Source organism: Lactiplantibacillus daowaiensis, from assembly GCF_005405085.1.
Lineage (GTDB): Bacteria > Bacillota > Bacilli > Lactobacillales > Lactobacillaceae > Lactiplantibacillus > Lactiplantibacillus daowaiensis.
This window is the reverse complement of record NZ_BJDJ01000004.1, coordinates 95,247-113,096: the sequence shown is the minus strand read 5'-3', so window position 1 is coordinate 113,096 and position 17,850 is coordinate 95,247. Positions and strand designations below refer to the sequence as shown.

Here is a 17,850-nt window from a genome sequence, read left to right as displayed (position 1 = left end):
TTATTGGGTATGCAGAAATCACCTAGTTTCGAGCACCATGGAAACTAGGTGATTTTAGTTAGAATAGAGATAAGGAGGCCCACGCGTGAGCTTAAATCAGCACGAAATGTTTACGAAGTTACTTGAACAAATCGATTTGCCAGATGATCCGAGCATGGCCGATGCGACCATCGATAAATTGACGGTTCATCAAGCGTCGAAAGTTTGGGAATTTCATTTGCATTTCCAACACGTTTTGCCATTTAGTCAGTTTATGACGTTTCAAAATAAATTGCGGATGGCGTTTCACGACATTGCCGGCGTTAAAATCGTGATTCAAACGGATGACACCACTGTTAATCCAACTGAATTAGCGAATTACTGGGAATGGATCGTGCAAAATAGTGGCATCACGTCACCGTTAGTTCAATCGTTATGTAATAGTAACGTGCCAACTTATGAAGATGACCGAGTGTTGCTACTGGCTGAAAATGAAGTGATTCAGAAGTTTTTAACGAATCAGGCCTTAGGTCCAATTGAAGAAACTTATCAAGCACTTGGTTTTCCAAAATTCTCGGTTCATACGATGATTGATGAATCGGCGTCACAGGCGAAGATCAAGGCATTTCATGAGCAGAAAGCTAAGTCTGATCAAGCACTGGCGAAGAAAGCTGAAGCCGCCATTAAAAAAGCCAATGAAAAACGGCAACAACAAGGGGACACCCCAGCGCCAATTGATGGGCCAGTCCAACTTGGGAAAGCCATTAACCCAGCTGAACCAGCGAAACAGTTGGTTCAAATCACCGAAGAAGAACGTTCGGTCGTTATCGAAGGATATGTCTTTGATATGGAAGTGCGGACATTACGGTCGCAACGCCAACTATTGATCTTAAAGGTCACCGATTATAGTTCATCGATGGTCGTTAAGAAGTTTTCGCGCAATAGTGATGATGAGGCGCAGTTCGCTGCGATGCATCCTGGCATGTGGGTGCGGGTTCGCGGCTCGGTCCAAGAAGATAGCTTTATGCGCGATTTGACGTTAAATGCTTATGATATCAATGAAACAACGCATACGTCACGTCAAGATACCGCGCCTGAAGGTGATAAACGCGTCGAATTACATTTACATTCGAATATGAGTTCGATGGATGCGACTAACAGTGTTTCTGATTTCGTGGCGCAAGCCGCTAAATGGGGACAACCCGCGATTGCGATTACCGACCATTCCGGGGCACAAGCCTTTCCAGAAGCGTTTGCGGCTGGCCAGAAAAATAACATTAAAGTGTTATATGGCGTCGAAGCCAACATGGTGGATGATGGTGTCCCAATCGCGTATAACGATGCCCATGTTGACTTGAAAGAATCGACTTATGTGATTTTTGATACTGAAACAACCGGGTTATCGGCGATTTACGATAAGGTGATCGAACTTTCCGCGGTTAAGATGGTCAAAGGTAACGTTGTCGATCAATTTGAAGAATTTATTGATCCGGGATTCCATTTGTCAGATACGACAACGAACTTGACGAGTATCACCGATGATATGGTACGCGGATCGAAGTCAGAAGAAGAAGTGTTCCGCTTGTTCCGCGAATTTTACGGCGATGCCATTATCGTTGGCCATAACGTGACCTTTGATATCGGGTTTATGAATACCGGCTATGCGCGTCATGATATGGGGCCGATTGAAAATCCAATTATTGATACGTTAACGTTAGCGCGGTGGCTCTACCCAACGTTGAAGAGTTATCGACTAAATACGTTATCTAAAAAGTTTGGCGTTAACTTGGAACACCATCACCGGGCAATTTATGATGCGGAATCGACGGGGCATTTAAATCATTTATTCTTAAAAGATGCCGAAGAACGGTATGAAGTCCAATTCCATGATCAATTAAACGATCATATGAATGAAAATGCGGCTTATCGCCATGCACGGCCGTTTCATGCGACGCTCTACGCCCAGACTCAAGCAGGCTTGAAGAATTTATTCCACATTATTTCGTTATCGAACGTCGAATACTATTACCGGGTGCCACGAGTGCCGCGAAGTATTTTGAATAAGTACCGTGATGGGATTTTAGTGGGATCAGCTTGTTCAAGTGGTGAAGTCTTTACGGCGATGATGCAAAAAGGGGCCGCTGAAGCACGCCAAAAGGCTGGCTATTATGACTTCTTAGAAGTACAGCCTAAAGCTGCTTACGCGCCATTACTGGAAAGTGAATTGATCGCTGATAATGCGCATTTGGAAGAAATTATTGGTAATATGGTCAGTTTAGGTGATGAAATGAATATTCCGGTCGTGGCGACTGGCGATGTCCATTACTTAAATCCTGAAGATAAAGTTTACCGTAAAATTTTGATTCACTCGCAAGGTGGCGCTAATCCGTTAAATCGGACTGAACGGCCCGACGTTCATTTCAAAACAACGGATGAAATGCTGAAAGATTTCAACTTTTTAGGTGCCGATGTGGCGCATAAAATTGTCGTTGAAAACTCACAAGCAATCGCCAACCGATTTGAAACGGTCCGGCCTGTTAAAGATAAACTTTACACGCCACGGATGAAGGGGGCCGAAGCCGAAATCAAGCAGTTGACGATGGATCGAGCCCACGCTTGGTACGGCGATCCACTCCCAGAAATCGTCCAAAAACGGGTGGATAAAGAATTGAAGAGTATTATCGGGAACGGGTTCTCGGTTATTTACTTGATTGCGCAACGACTGGTATTTAAGTCCAATAAGGACGGGTACTTAGTTGGGTCCCGGGGGTCAGTTGGGTCTAGTCTAGTGGCCACGTTGTCTGGGATTACAGAAGTGAATCCGATGCCACCCCATTATCGTTGTCCAAAGTGTCAATATTCACATTTTTACACGAATAACGAATATGGGTCTGGCTATGATTTACCACCAAAAGATTGCCCTAAGTGTGGGACGGATATGGTGCGTGATGGTCATAACATTCCGTTCGAAACTTTCTTGGGCTTCTACGGTAACAAAGTGCCCGATATTGATTTGAACTTCTCTGGTGACTATCAACCCATTGCCCACAACTACACGAAAGTCTTGTTCGGTGAAAAGAACGTTTATCGGGCGGGGACAATTGGGACAGTTGCGGATAAGACCGGTTATGGCTATGTTAAGGCATATGAACGTGATACGAGTCAAAACCTGCGTAATGCTGAAATTGATCGCCTGGCCAAAGGGATTACCGGGGTCAAGCGGTCAACTGGTCAACATCCGGCCGGGATTATTGTTGTGCCGGACTACATGGACATTTATGATTTTACGCCGGTTCAATATCCAGCCGATGATCAAACTGCGGCTTGGCAAACGACCCATTTTGATTTCCATTCGATCCATGACAATATTTTGAAAATTGATATTTTGGGTCATGATGATCCGACGATGATTCGGATGCTGCAAGATTTATCTGGTATCAAGCCAGAAAGTATCCCACCGGTTGATCCAACGGTAATGAAGATCTTTTCTAGTCCAGAAGTGTTAGGTGTGACTGAAGACCAAATCTTTTCGAAGACTGGGACGCTCGGAATTCCAGAATTTGGGACGCGATTTGTCCGTGGGATGCTTGAAGAAACCCATCCATCGACCTTTAATGAATTGCTCCAAATCTCAGGGCTGTCACATGGGACCGATGTGTGGTTAGGCAATGCGGAAGAATTGATCAAAGATGGGACGGTCACGTTAGCTGAAGTTATTGGTTGTCGGGATAACATCATGACCGACTTGATTCACTATGGCATGGAATCAGATATGTCATTCCAAATTATGGAACACGTGCGGAAAGGCCGTGGGATTCCAGATGATTGGCAACAAGCCATGAAAGATGCGGATGTGCCAGATTGGTATATCGAGTCTTGCTTGAAGATCAAGTATATGTTCCCCCGGGCGCATGCCGCCGCCTATATTTTGATGGCTTTGCGGGTCGCTTACTTCAAAGTCTATTTCCCATTAATCTATTACGCCGCATACTTCTCAGTGCGGGCAGATGATTTTGATTTAGTTGCCATGGCGCATGGTAAAGAAGCTGTCAAAGCGTCAATGAAGGCGATCACTGATAAAGGGATGGACGCTTCCACCAAGGAAAAGAACTTATTGACGGTCTTAGAATTGGCCAATGAAATGTTGGAACGTGGGTTTAATTTCTCAATGGTCGACTTAGACAAATCGGATGCCGCCGACTGGCTGATTGATGGTGATACACTGATCGCTCCATTCCGGGCTGTACCTGGATTGGGCTTGAACGTCGCTAAACAAATCGTTGCGGCCCGTGCCGATAAACCATTCTTGTCGAAAGAAGATTTATCGAAACGTGGAAAAGTTTCCAAGACATTAATCGACTTTATGACCGATAATGGGGTTTTGGAAGGCTTACCAGACGAAAATCAATTATCTTTGTTTTAAATTTATGTGCTGAAAAACGCGCCGGGTTGCGGATTATGCATAATTATGATAATATATGAGTGTAATTTAAAACTCGTTAACGAGTGAGCAGCGATGCTCACTCTTTTTATTGGACTAATCTGGATAGGAGGCGCAACGTGAGCAGTAATAATGTTGTTGAGACGATTCAGCCGGTGGCCCAGGCCATTGTGGCGGCCCACCAGTTTGAATTAGTTGATGTTGAATTTGTAAGAGAAGGGCAAAGTTGGTATTTGAGAATTTATATCGATAAGCCTGGTGGCATTAACATTGAAGAATGTGCCATGGTTAGTGATGAATTAAGTGAAAAGTTAGATACAATGGATCCTGATCCAATTCCCCAAGCCTACTTTTTAGAAGTTTCTTCACCTGGTGCGGAACGGCCTTTGAAAAAAGAAGTCGATTATCAAAATGCAATTGGCAAATATGTCCATGTTGGGTTATACCAAAAGTTGGATGGCAAAAAGGTGTTCGAAGGGGATCTCGCTGAAGTGACCCCTGAAACGTTAACCATTAATTACTTAGATAAAACGCGGCATAAGACGGTGACGATTGATCGTCAACAAATCGCCCAAGCCCGCTTAGCCGTTAAGTTCTAATTAGTAAAGGAGTTTATTCATGAGCAAGGAATTATTAGGGGCCTTAGATACCCTAGAATCAGAAAAAGGCATTAAAAAAGAAGTTGTGATCGATGCTTTGGAAGCTGCATTAGTCTCCGCCTACAAACGGAACTATGGGCAAGCTCAAAACGTGGAAGTTGACTTTGACCAAGTTAAGGGTAATATTCATGTTTATGCGGTAAAAGAAGTTGTCGAAGATGTCTTTGACTCCCGCTTGGAAGTTAGTTTACAAGACGCCTTAGCCGTTAACCGGGCTTACGAAATTGGTGATGATATTCGTTTTGAAGTCACACCTAAGAACTTCGGTCGGATTGCAGCTCAAACCGCTAAACAAGTCATCATGCAACGGGTTCGTGAAGCTGAACGTGGCATCATTTATGATGAATACAGCCAATACGAAAACGAAATTGTGACGGGTGAAGTTGAACGTCAAGATAATCGGTTTGTTTATGTGAGCTTAGGTAAAGTTGAAGCCGTTATGAGTCGGGCCGATCAATTACCTGGTGAAACTTATCGCATTCATGACAAGATCAAAGTCTTTGTGTCTAAAGTTGAAAACACCACTAAAGGCCCACAAGTGTTTGTTTCACGGACGGCACCAGACTTGTTAAAACGGTTGTTTGAACAAGAAGTGCCAGAAATTTTTGACGGTATCGTTGAAATCGTCTCAATTGCACGTGAAGCGGGCGATCGGGCTAAAGTTGCTGTCCGGTCAAACAATCCCAATGTTGACCCCGTTGGGACCTGTGTGGGTCCTAAAGGGCAACGGGTACAAACCATTGTGAATGAACTTCATGGTGAAAACATGGATATCGTTGAATGGACTGATGACACCGCCGTCTTCATTGCCAACGCGTTGAACCCAGCGGAAGTTTTAGATGTTATTTTTGATCCTGAAAACGAACGTGGTTGCACGGTTGTTGTACCGGATTATCAATTATCACTAGCAATCGGTAAACGTGGTCAAAATGCCCGTTTAGCCGCTAAGCTAACTGGTTTCAAGATTGATATTAAATCGGAAACCGAAGCATCTGATATAATGGATGCAAACCCAACGGATGTTGCAGCTGCTGAAACAGCACCAGCTGACACCACTGATGTCGATATTGAAGACGATGTTGCCACTCCGGCTGATTCAGCTGAAGTTGCGCCTGAAGAAGATTCAGCCGCAACTAGTGATGACGCCGAAGATAGTGACGCTGAATAACTAAAGGAGGTCTGGGCGATGAAAAAAAGAAAAGTGCCGTTACGAAAAGATATCGTAACGGGTGAAATGCATCCCAAGAAAGACTTAGTCCGGGTCGTAAAAAACAAGCAAAACGAAGTGTCAGTGGACCCAACTGGTAAGAAGCCAGGTCGGGGCGCTTACATCGCGTTAGATGTCAAGGTTGCCGAACAAGCAAAGCAACAAAAGACATTTGATAAGGCGTTTAGCATTAAAGTGGACGCTGATTTTTACGATGAACTAGTGGCCTACGTTGATCATCAACAAGCCCGAAAGGAATTGTTTGGTGATGACGCCTAAAGAAGCTTGTTTGAACCTACTGGGACTTTCTCGGCGTGCCCGCAAACAGATTGCTGGTGAAGGCTTAGCCTTAGCCGCAATTCGTAACCAGTCCGCAAAACTCGTGTTTATCGCGAGTGATACGGGGCCCACGACTGCAAAAAAGTTCCATGATAAGGCCCAATCCTATAATGTACCAGTGATCGATACCTTTACAAAGGCGGAATTGAATGCTGCGACTGGCAACAAGCGGACGGTAATTGCCATTACCGATGCTGGTTTTGCCAAGAAAATGGTGGCGATCATGACTAACTAAAGGAGGGTGAAGATATGGGGAAAAAGCGAATTTATGAATTAGCGAAGGAGCTGCATGTCCCAAGTAAACAGTTGATTGCGCAAGCACAGCAGTTGGGGTTCTCCGTTAAAAATCATATGTCGACACTCGGTGACAACGAATCACGGCAATTAAAAACAGCCCAAGTTGGCACCCATCCTAAAGCATCAACGGCTAGTCAAACGACTAGTCAAGCTTCACAAGCTGAAGCTGGAAATGTGACACGAACTGCTTCTAAAAAGCAGCAATCCAACTCGCGTCATCAACAGAGTGGTGATTCTTTGAATAATAATCGTAATAATAATAACCATAGCCAAAATCGGAGTAATAACGGGAACCGCAGTAACAATAGCAACAATGGTACCCGGAGCAATAGTAGCAACACTAACTCCCGTTCAAACAGTACACGGTCAACTAACAGCCAAAATCGTTCCAACAATAATAACGGCAACCGTAGTAACAATTCGGCTAATCGGTCAAATAATAATAACCGGAATAACAACAGTAACAATACGCAAAATCGTAGCTCAAACACGAGTTCAAATCGTAGTAGCAACGGTAATAACACCCAAAACCGGAGTAATGGCAACAACAATAGTAGCCGCAATGGTGGCGGTCGTTTCGGCGGCAGCTTAAACAATAACAATAACGGTGGCCGTTATCGTGGGAACAACAAGCGCCGTAACAAGAAACAAAATCGTAAGAACCAACGGATTCGCCAAGTTAGCAACAAGCCAGCACCAGTTCGTAAGGACAAGCCGTTGCCAGAAACATTGGTTTACACGGTCGGCATGAATGCACAAGATTTGGGTAAAATCTTGCACCGTGAACCCGCTGAAATTATCAAGAAGTTGTTTATGTTAGGCGTCGCTGTTAACCAAAATCAATCTTTGGATAAAGATACGATTGAAATCTTAGCCACTGATTACGGCATTAACGCTGAAGAAAAAGTTGAAGTCGATGTCACTGACTTGGACAAATTCTTCGAAGATGAAAACAAGAACATGGAAAACGCTGTTACCCGGGCCCCAGTTGTGACGGTTATGGGACACGTTGACCATGGTAAGACGACCTTATTGGATAAGTTACGGCATACCCATGTGACTGCTGGTGAAGCTGGTGGAATCACACAAGCTATTGGGGCATATCAAGTGAAGCATGATGGCAAGACCATTACCTTCTTAGATACCCCAGGACATGCGGCCTTTACAGAAATGCGGGCGCGTGGTGCTGACATTACCGATATCACTGTCTTAGTCGTTGCCGCCGATGATGGGGTCATGCCACAAACCATCGAAGCCATCAACCATGCTAAAGCAGCGAAGGTACCAATTATTGTTGCGGTTAACAAGATTGATAAGCCAGGTGCTAATCCAAACCATGTCATGGAACAATTGACTGAATATGGGTTGATCTCCGAAGACTGGGGTGGCGATACGATCTTTGTCCAAATTTCTGCTAAATTCGGTAAGAACTTAGACGAATTATTAGACATGATCTTATTACAAGCTGAAGTCTTAGAATTAAAGGCTAATCCAGATCAAAACGCAGCTGGTTCAGTACTAGAAGCTAGTTTGGATCGTGGTAAAGGGTCAACGGCAACCTTGTTAGTACAACAAGGGACGATGCATATCGGTGACCCAGTGGTTGTTGGGAACACTTATGGTCGTGTGCGGACGATGACTAATGATAGTGGTCGTCGGATTAAAGAAGCTGTCCCATCAACGCCAATTGAAATCACTGGTTTAAACGATGTACCTGAAGCTGGGGATCGCTTTGTCGTCTTTGACGATGAAAAGACGGCTCGTGATGCTGGTGAACAACGGGCTAAGCAAGCTTTAATGGACGAACGGAAACAAACAGCTCACGTTACTTTGGACAACTTGTTTGATTCAATGAAGCAAGGGGAACTTAAAGAAGTTGATGTGATTATTAAGGCCGATGTCCAAGGTTCAGTTGAAGCTTTAGCAGGTAGCTTACGGAAGATCGATGTTGAAGGTGTTCGGGTCAACATTATCCATACAGCGGTTGGGGCTATCAACGAAAGTGATGTGGCCTTAGCAGAAGCAAGTAACGCAATCATTATCGGCTTTAACGTGCGGCCAACGCCACAAGCAAAGTCACAAGCTGATACTGATGACGTTGATATTCGCTTGCATCAAGTCATCTACAACGCAATCGATGAAATCGAAAGCGCGATGAAAGGGATGCTTGAACCGAAGTATGAAGAACAAATCACTGGTCAAGCCGAAATCCGTGAAATCTACAAGGTTTCTAAGATCGGGACTATCGGTGGTGGGATGGTCACTGATGGGGTTATCCATCGTGACTCCGGTGTTCGGGTCATCCGTGATGGCGTCGTTATTTACGATGGCAAGTTAGCCAGCTTACGTCGTTTCAAAGATGACGTTAAAGAAGTTAAACAAGGCTTTGAATTAGGGCTTCGAATTGAAGACTACAATGATATTAAGGTTAACGATGTCATTGAAGCTTATGTGATGAAGGAAGTTCCAATTGAATAATACCCCTAAGGAGGTGCACTAAATGGCACAACATTATCGGGTTGGTCGGCTTGAACAAGAAATTCAACGTGAAGTCGATGACATCTTGTTAAAACGTGTCCGGGATCCCCGGGTCGCAGGGTTAACAATTACAGGTGTCACGGTGACCGGTGACTTGCAACAAGCAACCATTTATTACAGTATTTTGTCAGACAAAGCGTCTGATGGTGAAAAAACGGCGGCCGGTTTAGAAAAGGCCAAGGGTTTGATTCGCAGTGAATTAGGCTCGCGGTTGAGTATTTACAAAACGCCAGAACTGATTTTCGAACGTGATACTTCTGTACAATATGGGAGTCGCATCGATGAATTAATCAATAACTTAAAACGCCAAGACTAATTGGCCATTTAAGTCTTTAGACAGCTACCAAGTGGTGGCTGTCTTTTTTTGAATCTATTTGTTGACTTTAAAGTAACAGGTGATAAAATAACATCTGTTGATATAAAAGTAACAACTTGATGGCAGTTAATTTGAAGGGATGGATTAAATGATGAAATATGCAGTATCGGCCGCTACCGGTCATTTTGGGCAAATCGTGGTGCGGGAACTTTTAAAAACTGTGGCGCCAACTGATATCGTCGCAATTGTGCGTAATCCGCAAAAGGCGGCACAGGTGTTACCAACATCGATCGATGTTCGCCAGGCCGACTATACCGATCAAGCCGCGTTAACAACGGCACTACAAGGTGTTGACCGGTTATTGATGATCTCCTCGGTTCCAGGTGGGGCCATTTCGCGGCAACAACAACATCAAAACGTGATTGCCGCTGCGAAAGCCGCTGGTGTTACTTTTATCGCGTATACGAGTTTTGCGCATGCTGAGACAGCTAAGTCGGCCTTGTCGACGGATCATGTGGCGACCGAAAAATGGTTACGTGATAGTGGACTACAAGTATCGTTTTTACGAAACGCTTGGTATTTAGAAAATGAGTTGAGTTACTTAAAGGCTGGGGCAACCGGTCAAGCGGCCAAATATGCCGCTGGCGATGGTAAAATTAGTTTTGCACTAGAACGTGAGTATGCCGTGGCCGCAGCTAAGGTGTTACTAACGGCCACACCTAAGCCAGTCTATGAATTCGGTGGTCAACCACGGACATATGCGGATCTAGCACAGGCGGTGGCACAAGCAACTGGCCGGACTGATGTTGAGTTTCAAGCAGTCAGTGATGCGGACTATGCTGCTGATTTAACCGCTAATGGGATGAGTGAATCTTTGGTCCCGGTATTTGTTGGGATGCAACAAATGATGCGGGCTAATGAATTAGATGTGGTCAGTGATGACTTGCCAACGGTTTTGGGTCATGAACTGACACCAATCACGACGGCTATCAACGAAATCTTAGCGCGCTAAAGTTCAGCTGGGCAATGGCCACTGCTTTTTAGTATAATGAAATGGAATAAAGTAGAGGAGCGACGCGATGAAGTATTCTTATAAATTAAGCGATGCGATTCATATTTTAGCATATGTGGACATTGTCCCGGCGGCGACGATCAGTAGTACTGAGATTGCGGCTAGTATCGAAGCCAATGCTAGTGTGGTACGTCGTCTAATGGCCAATTTAAAAACGGCTGGTTTATTAGAAAGCCATGCCGGGGCGGCGCGACCACGGTTAGCGCGGCCAGCTAGTGAGATAACGTTACTAGATGTTTTCAGAGCTGTTGAAATCAATCATGAGTTATTGCACGTTGATCCGCGGACAAATATGAGTTGTCCAGTCGGGGCTAATATTCAACAAACGTTAGATGCCGCGTACGCCCGGGTCCAACAAGCGGCGGAAGCTGAATTGGCCCAACTGACAGTCCAAGATATTATCGATGGGATTCAAGCCCGGCGATCGGTCGGTTAAGTCCGGCAAATGAAAGCTACCGCGTTTAGTGGTAGCTTTTTTGCAACGATAAAGTTGTGTTATACTAAACAGAGTTAATTTTAAGGAGTTCATTATGTCAAACGGAATTTTACCGCTTTATAAACCGCGTGGTCTCACTAGTTTTGACTGCGTCGCAAAAATTAGAAAATTATATCAAACTAAAAAAGTCGGCCATTCAGGGACCCTTGATCCGAATGTCGATGGGGTTTTGCCAATTTGTATTGGTAACGCTACCAAAGTCGTTCAGTTTTTAGTCGCTTCGGGTAAAGAATATCAAGGTAGTATTACCTTAGGCTTTGCCACGACGACGGAAGATTTAGACGGGGATGAAGTCGAGCGGCAAGCGATTCAAACCCCGTTTAGTGCGGCGGCAATCGATGCTGCCTTGGCTAAAATGACAGGGGCGATTACCCAAATTCCACCGATGTTTTCAGCGGTGAAAGTTAATGGTCGGCGTTTGTATGACTATGCTCGCCATGGTGAAACGGTCGAACGGCCAACTCGACATATCGAGATTGCCAAGTTTGAACAACGCCAACCGGCTACTTACGATGCGGCGACCCAAACCCAAACGATTTATTTTACGGTGGCCTGCAGTAAAGGGACCTATGTGCGGACACTCGCTGTTGATGTTGGTAAACAATTAGGCGTACCAGCAGTCATGAGTGATTTAACCCGGCTTAAGAGTGGGGGCTTTACATTGGACCAAACCGTCACGTTTGAAGAAATTGAAGCCCACGCGGCGGCGGGCACTGCCGGTGACTTGTTGGCGCCGATTGATATCGCGCTTAGTCAATACCCACAAGTCGCATTGACCGCAGCACAATGGGAACGGGTTCGCAATGGGGCCTTTTTGAGTGCCGATGAGGGACAACAAAGTGCGCCTGACGCGAACACGATTGTTGCGTTAACTTATCAAGACAGCATAAAATGTCTATATAGTTATCGTGAAAGCGAAGCACGGTACAAACCATTAAAAATGTTTTCAGTGAATTAAGGAGTTTTTGGCATGCAGGTGATTAAATTAGACTATCCATATGCCGCTAATCAAATTCCGGCGGGACCAATTGTTTTGGCCCTCGGTTTTTTTGATGGCGTGCATCGGGGCCACCAACGCGTTGTTCAAACTGCCCGTCGCGCTGCACAAGCGCAAGGGGCCAAACTCGCAGTCATGACCTTTGATCAGCATCCTTCCGTGGTGTTCCAACACCGCGACCCTAGTCAGGTCCGTTATTTAACAACGGTTGATGAAAAAGCTGCTTTGATGGCAGAAATGGGTGTTGATATCTTATATGTATTACATTTTGATGCGGCAGTTGGCAGTATGCCACCGCAAACGTTTGTTGATCAGTTGATCGTTGGTCTACATACGCAAACCGTTGTTGCGGGCTTTGATTATACGTATGGCCCAGTTGACGTGGCCAATATGCAAAAGTTAGCGGCATACGGTCGTCAACGGTTTGAGATTATTGAAGTGCCTAAAGCCGTCGATGGCAGTGAAAAAATTAGTTCGACGCGGATTCGCAAAGCTGTGGATGCGGGTGCACTTGATGAAGCCAATGACTTATTAGGGTATCAATACGAAACCGTGGGCACCGTCGTTCATGGTGAAGCCCGTGGGCGCACAATGGGTTTTCCCACGGCCAATGTGGCACATTCTAACAATACGCGGGTGCCAGGAATCGGCATTTATGCCACCATGGTCCAAGTCAATGGCACGTGGCAGCCAGGGATGGCATCAGTCGGCCGCAATGTAACTTTTGGTGACAACCGGCCGATTACGGTTGAAATTTATTTACTTGATTTTACGGGTGATATCTACGGGGCCAATGTCACGGTTCGCTGGTGTCACCGGATGCGTGGCGAGATTAAGTTTGATGGTGCGGCTGGACTAGTGACCCAGTTGCAACATGATGAACAGGGCACTCGGGCCTATTTTGCCCAACACCCATTTCAAGCACAACCACGCTTACAAGTGCCAACTAATCAACAGGAGGCGGCAGAATAATGACGGCAAATACGATTTATCAACACGGTACTTTGGGCCTATTAGTCCCTGGTCTATTTGAAGGAACGATTACTGCGGGTGAGCTATTAACGCATGGCGATACTGGTATCGGGACGCTTGATGGCTTAAACGGCGAGGTTATTATTTTAGATGGCCATGCCTATCAAGCGCGTGAAGATGGCCAGATTCGTGAAATTGATGCGACTGAAACGATGCCGTTTGCTTCCGTTCACTTTGAACAGCCAGATGTCAGTGTGGATGTCAAAGGCTTAAGTCAAGCCGAATTTGAACAACAATTATTGACTGAATATCAATTAGAAAATGTCTTTGCTGCAGTGCGTGTGACTGGAACTTTCAAACACATCAAAACACGCGTGGCACCAAAACAAACACGACCTTATCAAACGTTGGTGGCAGCGACTACCAAGCAACCTGAATTTGAAGGTGACAATGTTACGGGGACGATTATTGGGTATTATGCGCCACACTTGTTCCAAGGGGCGACGGTTGGCGGCTATCACTTACACTTCTTAAGTGATGACCATCAACTCGGCGGCCATTTACTGGGCTTTGACATTGATCAAGCGACGGTTAAGGTCCAACGTTTTGCTGATTTCAAGGTGCATTTACCAATTGATAATGCGGCTTATTTACAAGAAAAATTTGATAATCAAGCAATCGATACGGCGATTAATAAGGCTGAAAGATAAGCTTGATTTAGTCTGGAATTCAATTCCAGACTTTTTTTGATTTGAAATTAGCACTCACCCAATTATTTTGCTAAAAAACTTTGTCTTTCCTTGACTTTAAGCAAGGGGGTTGTTATATTAGTAATTGTGTTAGCACTCCATTAAGTTAAGTGCTAAAAAGAGGTGATGATCACGTTAACTGAACGGCAAAGCCTGATTTTGAAGGCCATTGTTCGTGACTATACCGAAGGCGGTAATCCGGTGGGCTCCAAAGCGTTGGTCCAAGAACTACCAATGAAGGTCAGTTCAGCCACGATTCGTAATGAAATGGCTCATTTGGAAGATTTAGGATTAATCGTCAAGACGCATTTGTCTTCCGGACGAATGCCATCAATTAAAGGCTATCGTTATTATGTTGATCATATTTTGAAGCCTGAAAAAGTTGATAACAAAGACTTGAAAGTTATCCAACATTCGTTGGGTGGTGAATTTCATAAAATCGATGAGATCGTTGCACAATCGGCCGATATCTTATCACAATTGACAAGTTATACGACCTTTACGTTACGACCAGAATTGAAACATAGTCGCTTAAGTGGCTTCCGGTTGGTGCCGTTAGGAAATCATCAAGTGATGGCGATCCTTGTGACCAATAATGGTGACGTGGAAAACCAGACCTTTACGATTCCGACGGACATTACTGGCGACGAACTTGAGCCGGTCGTACGGTTTATCGATGATCAGTTGGTTGGCCTGCCGTTACAAGACGTCCTTGCCAAGTTACAGTCTGAAATTCCATTAAAATTAGCGCATTATTTGCAAAATCCTGATGGCTTTTTGGATATCTTTGGCAGTGTGTTGTCCAAGGCAGCTTCCGAGCGGTTCTATGTGGGTGGTAAGTTGAATTTATTTAACTATACCTCTAAGCAAGATCCGCAAGAAATGCGATCATTGTATTCATTACTCGATCAAACCGACCATATTGCTGATGTGATTGGCCCACCTGGTCAACACATTCAAGTGCGCATCGGGAATGAAATTACCAACGATTTGTTAAAAGACTACAGTTTGATTACGGCAACTTATGACGTTGATCAACATGGTCAAGGGATGATTGCGTTACTCGGGCCGACTGCCATGCCTTATTCCCGGATGATCGGGTTGATGGGTGCATTTCAACGGGAGCTCGCCCGCAAACTGTTAGACTATTACCGGTACTTTGATGAGTGACGGACAAGGAGATGAAATCATTGGCAAAAGAACCAACTAGCGCAACCGCCACGGAACAAGCTACGGCTGAATCCACAGCGGCAAGCCAAGCGGCCACGTCCAACGACTCAGCTACGGCTAAGCCAACGACGTCCGCCACTGATGATCAAGCGACGAACGCAAAGACAACGGTTGATCCAAAAGATCAACAACTTGCTGACCTACAAAAACAAGTTGATCAAAAAGATGATCAAATGTTACGGGCCCAAGCAGAACTAGTCAATATGCAAAATCGCTTCAAGAAAGAACAAGCTTCAATCATCAAATATGATGGTCAAAGTTTGGCTAAAGATGTGTTACCAGTTTTAGATAACTTGGAACGGGCTTTAGCCACCGATGCCGACGACGATGCTGCTAAGCAGTTGAAGAAGGGTGTCGAAATGGTCTATGGCCATTTACAAGAAGCATTGAAGAAACACAGTGTCACCGAAGTAGCAGCTGCTGGTGAAACCTTTGATCCAACTATTCACCAAGCCGTTCAAACGGTGCCAGCCACGGATGAACATCCAGCTGACACGGTGGTCCAAGTCTTACAAAAGGGTTACTTATTTAAAGACCGGACGTTACGACCAGCAATGGTTGTTGTGGCACAATAATTTAGAGCATAAAAAAACTTATTAAAAAGAGGTTTGTTAATTTATGGCAAGTAATAAAATTATCGGGATTGACCTCGGGACAACTAACTCTGCGGTAGCAGTTCTCGAAGGTAGCGAACCAAAGATTATCACCACGCCTGAAGGTGGCCGGACGGTCCCATCAGTTGTGGCATTTAAAGATGGCGAAACTCAAGTTGGTGAAGTTGCCAAACGGCAAGCAATCACCAACCCTAATACAGTTGCTTCAATCAAGCGTCACATGGGCGAAGCTGGCTATAAAGTTAGTGTTGACGGCAAGGATTATACGCCACAACAAATCTCAGCAATGATCTTACAATATATCAAAGGTTTTGCTGAAGATTATGTTGGTGACACGATTGAAAAAGCAGTTATTACGGTACCTGCTTACTTCAACGATGCCCAACGGCAAGCAACTAAAGATGCTGGTAAGATTGCCGGCTTAAATGTTGAACGGATTATCAACGAACCAACGGCGGCAGCTTTAGCCTATGGTTTGGATAAAACCGACAAAGATGAAAAAATCTTAGTTTATGACCTTGGTGGTGGGACCTTTGATGTTTCCATCCTTGAACTTGGCGATGGTGTGTTTGAAGTCTTATCAACCAATGGTGATACACGTCTTGGTGGGGATGACTTTGACCAAAAGATCATCGACTGGTTAGTTGCTGGCTTTAAGGCTGACAACGGCGTTGACTTGTCACAAGACAAGATGGCCTTACAACGGTTAAAGGATGCTGCTGAAAAAGCGAAGAAAGACCTCTCGGGCGTTTCTGAAGCACAAATCAGCTTACCATTTATCTCAGCTGGTGCTAGTGGTCCATTACATTTGGAAAAATCATTAACACGGGCTAAGTTCAATGAATTAACAGCTGACTTAGTTGAAAAGACTCGGATTCCAGTTGAAAATGCCTTGAAGGATGCTAACTTACAAGCTTCTGACTTGGATGTTGTCATCTTAAATGGTGGGTCAACTCGGATTCCAGCTGTTCAAGAAGCTGTTGAAAAGTGGACTGGTAAAGAATCTAACCACTCAATCAACCCTGACGAAGCGGTTGCTTTAGGTGCTGCTGTTCAAGGTGGGGTCATCACTGGTGATGTTAAAGACGTTGTCTTACTTGACGTGACGCCATTATCATTAGGGATTGAAACCATGGGTGGTGTCTTCACGAAGTTAATCGACCGGAACACCACGATTCCAACTAGCAAGTCACAAGTCTTCTCAACGGCGGCTGACAATCAACCAGCTGTTGACATTCATGTCTTGCAAGGTGAACGGCCAATGGCAGCGGACAACAAGACGTTGGGTCGTTTCCAATTAACAGATATCCCAGCAGCACCACGTGGGGTTCCTCAAATCGAAGTTAAGTTCGATATTGATAAGAACGGGATCGTCAACGTGTCTGCTAAGGATATGGGGACCAACAAAGAACAAAAGATTACCATCAAGAGTTCATCGGGTCTTTCTGATGAAGAAATCGATCAAATGGTCAAGGAAGCTAAGGAAAACGAAGACGCTGATAAGAAGCGTAAAGACGAAGTTGACTTGAAGAACGAAGTTGATCAATTGATCTTCACGACTGATAAGACTTTGAAAGAACTTAAGGGCAAGGTTTCTGATGAAGAAGTCAAGAAAGCACAAGATGCGCGTGATGCCTTGAAGAAGGCTCAAGATGACAACAACATCGATGAAATGAAAGCCAAGAAAGACGACTTGAATAAGATCGTGCAAGACTTGTCAGTTAAACTTTATCAACAAACCCAAGAAGCACAAGGTGCCGCTGATGGCGCCGGTGCAACGAGTGGTGCTGCTGATAATGGTAGTCAAGCTAGTGGCGATGACAACACCGTTGATGGTGACTTCGAAGACTTAGATAAAGATAAGGACAAGAAGTAATTCAATGATTCGTTAACAAAAAGCCAAGGCCGCGCGGCTTTGGCTTTTTGCGTTAAATATGCTAGTAT

The 17,850-nt window shown here is 44.8% G+C and carries 15 protein-coding genes; all 15 read left to right on the top strand.

The genetic code is table 11. The annotated features are described in order from the left end of the window. Positions 1-85 precede the first annotated feature (85 nt). The 15 genes from FFM75_RS04170 to dnaK all read left to right on the top strand — a co-directional run bounded on the left by FFM75_RS04170 (position 86) and on the right by dnaK (position 17,782). Complete coding sequence (locus FFM75_RS04170) at positions 86-4,402, top strand: PolC-type DNA polymerase III (RefSeq protein ID WP_137627931.1); 4,317 nt, start codon at positions 86-88, stop codon at positions 4,400-4,402. A 137-nt stretch (positions 4,403-4,539) separates the two neighbouring features. After that, entirely contained in the window at positions 4,540-5,019 is a 480-nt protein-coding gene (gene rimP / locus FFM75_RS04165; protein ID WP_137627930.1) for a ribosome maturation factor RimP, read from the top strand. Between the two features lie 19 nt (positions 5,020-5,038). Further along, on the top strand, positions 5,039-6,247 hold the full coding sequence (nusA, locus tag FFM75_RS04160) for a transcription termination factor NusA (protein WP_137627929.1): 1,209 nt from the start codon (positions 5,039-5,041) through the stop codon (positions 6,245-6,247). An 18-nt stretch (positions 6,248-6,265) separates the two neighbouring features. After that, a complete protein-coding gene (gene rnpM, locus FFM75_RS04155; RefSeq protein ID WP_137627928.1) occupies positions 6,266-6,565 on the top strand; it encodes an RNase P modulator RnpM in 300 nt (99 codons plus the stop codon). Further along, positions 6,555-6,860, top strand: coding sequence for a L7Ae/L30e/S12e/Gadd45 family ribosomal protein (locus FFM75_RS04150; protein ID WP_137627927.1), 306 nt, complete (start codon positions 6,555-6,557; stop codon positions 6,858-6,860). Before rnpM ends, FFM75_RS04150 begins: the two co-directional genes overlap by 11 nt. Before the next feature lie 14 nt (positions 6,861-6,874). Next, the gene (gene infB, locus FFM75_RS04145; protein ID WP_137627926.1) at positions 6,875-9,400 is read left to right on the top strand and encodes a translation initiation factor IF-2; all 2,526 of its coding nucleotides are present in this window, start codon (positions 6,875-6,877) and stop codon (positions 9,398-9,400) included. Between the two features lie 22 nt (positions 9,401-9,422). Further along, a complete protein-coding gene (gene rbfA / locus FFM75_RS04140; protein ID WP_137627925.1) occupies positions 9,423-9,776 on the top strand; it encodes a 30S ribosome-binding factor RbfA in 354 nt (117 codons plus the stop codon). Positions 9,777-9,927: 151 nt separating this feature from the next. Next, positions 9,928-10,788, top strand: coding sequence for an SDR family oxidoreductase (locus FFM75_RS04135; RefSeq protein ID WP_137627977.1), 861 nt, complete (start codon positions 9,928-9,930; stop codon positions 10,786-10,788). Between the two features lie 67 nt (positions 10,789-10,855). After that, positions 10,856-11,284, top strand: a complete 429-nt coding sequence (locus FFM75_RS04130; protein WP_137627924.1) for an Rrf2 family transcriptional regulator — start codon at positions 10,856-10,858, stop codon at positions 11,282-11,284. Positions 11,285-11,378: 94 nt separating this feature from the next. Beyond that, positions 11,379-12,302: a tRNA pseudouridine(55) synthase TruB gene (gene truB / locus FFM75_RS04125; RefSeq protein WP_137627923.1), complete on the top strand. Its 924-nt coding sequence runs from the start codon at positions 11,379-11,381 to the stop codon at positions 12,300-12,302. Between the two features lie 12 nt (positions 12,303-12,314). Then, positions 12,315-13,313, top strand: coding sequence for a riboflavin biosynthesis protein RibF (gene ribF / locus FFM75_RS04120; protein WP_137627922.1), 999 nt, complete (start codon positions 12,315-12,317; stop codon positions 13,311-13,313). Beyond that, positions 13,313-14,023 carry an acetolactate decarboxylase gene (gene budA, locus FFM75_RS04115; RefSeq protein WP_137627921.1) on the top strand — a complete coding sequence of 237 codons (711 nt, stop codon included), beginning with the start codon at positions 13,313-13,315 and terminating at the stop codon, positions 14,021-14,023. The genes ribF and budA overlap by 1 nt, the downstream gene beginning before the upstream one ends. 165 nt (positions 14,024-14,188) lie before the next feature. After that, the gene (gene hrcA / locus FFM75_RS04110) at positions 14,189-15,232 is read left to right on the top strand and encodes a heat-inducible transcriptional repressor HrcA (protein ID WP_137627976.1); all 1,044 of its coding nucleotides are present in this window, start codon (positions 14,189-14,191) and stop codon (positions 15,230-15,232) included. Between the two features lie 20 nt (positions 15,233-15,252). Continuing rightward, complete coding sequence (grpE, locus tag FFM75_RS04105) at positions 15,253-15,867, top strand: nucleotide exchange factor GrpE (protein ID WP_379832324.1); 615 nt, start codon at positions 15,253-15,255, stop codon at positions 15,865-15,867. A gap of 43 nt (positions 15,868-15,910) precedes the next feature. Next, positions 15,911-17,782, top strand: a complete 1,872-nt coding sequence (gene dnaK, locus FFM75_RS04100; RefSeq protein ID WP_137627919.1) for a molecular chaperone DnaK — start codon at positions 15,911-15,913, stop codon at positions 17,780-17,782. The last annotated feature ends 68 nt before the right edge of the window (positions 17,783-17,850 follow it).

What these genes read in the sequence shown, in the direction of transcription:
- nusA (WP_137627929.1), top strand. Translation starts at nt 5,039, where the DNA reads ATGAGCAAGGAATTATTAGGGGCCTTAGATACCCTAGAATCAGAAAAA.
- rnpM (WP_137627928.1), top strand. Translation starts at nt 6,266, where the DNA reads ATGAAAAAAAGAAAAGTGCCGTTACGAAAAGATATCGTAACGGGTGAA.
- FFM75_RS04150 (WP_137627927.1), top strand. Translation starts at nt 6,555, where the DNA reads ATGACGCCTAAAGAAGCTTGTTTGAACCTACTGGGACTTTCTCGGCGT.
- infB (WP_137627926.1), top strand. Translation starts at nt 6,875, where the DNA reads ATGGGGAAAAAGCGAATTTATGAATTAGCGAAGGAGCTGCATGTCCCA.
- rbfA (WP_137627925.1), top strand. Translation starts at nt 9,423, where the DNA reads ATGGCACAACATTATCGGGTTGGTCGGCTTGAACAAGAAATTCAACGT.
- FFM75_RS04135 (WP_137627977.1), top strand. Translation starts at nt 9,928, where the DNA reads ATGAAATATGCAGTATCGGCCGCTACCGGTCATTTTGGGCAAATCGTG.
- FFM75_RS04130 (WP_137627924.1), top strand. Translation starts at nt 10,856, where the DNA reads ATGAAGTATTCTTATAAATTAAGCGATGCGATTCATATTTTAGCATAT.
- truB (WP_137627923.1), top strand. Translation starts at nt 11,379, where the DNA reads ATGTCAAACGGAATTTTACCGCTTTATAAACCGCGTGGTCTCACTAGT.
- ribF (WP_137627922.1), top strand. Translation starts at nt 12,315, where the DNA reads ATGCAGGTGATTAAATTAGACTATCCATATGCCGCTAATCAAATTCCG.
- budA (WP_137627921.1), top strand. Translation starts at nt 13,313, where the DNA reads ATGACGGCAAATACGATTTATCAACACGGTACTTTGGGCCTATTAGTC.
- hrcA (WP_137627976.1), top strand. Translation starts at nt 14,189, where the DNA reads ATGATCACGTTAACTGAACGGCAAAGCCTGATTTTGAAGGCCATTGTT.
- dnaK (WP_137627919.1), top strand. Translation starts at nt 15,911, where the DNA reads ATGGCAAGTAATAAAATTATCGGGATTGACCTCGGGACAACTAACTCT.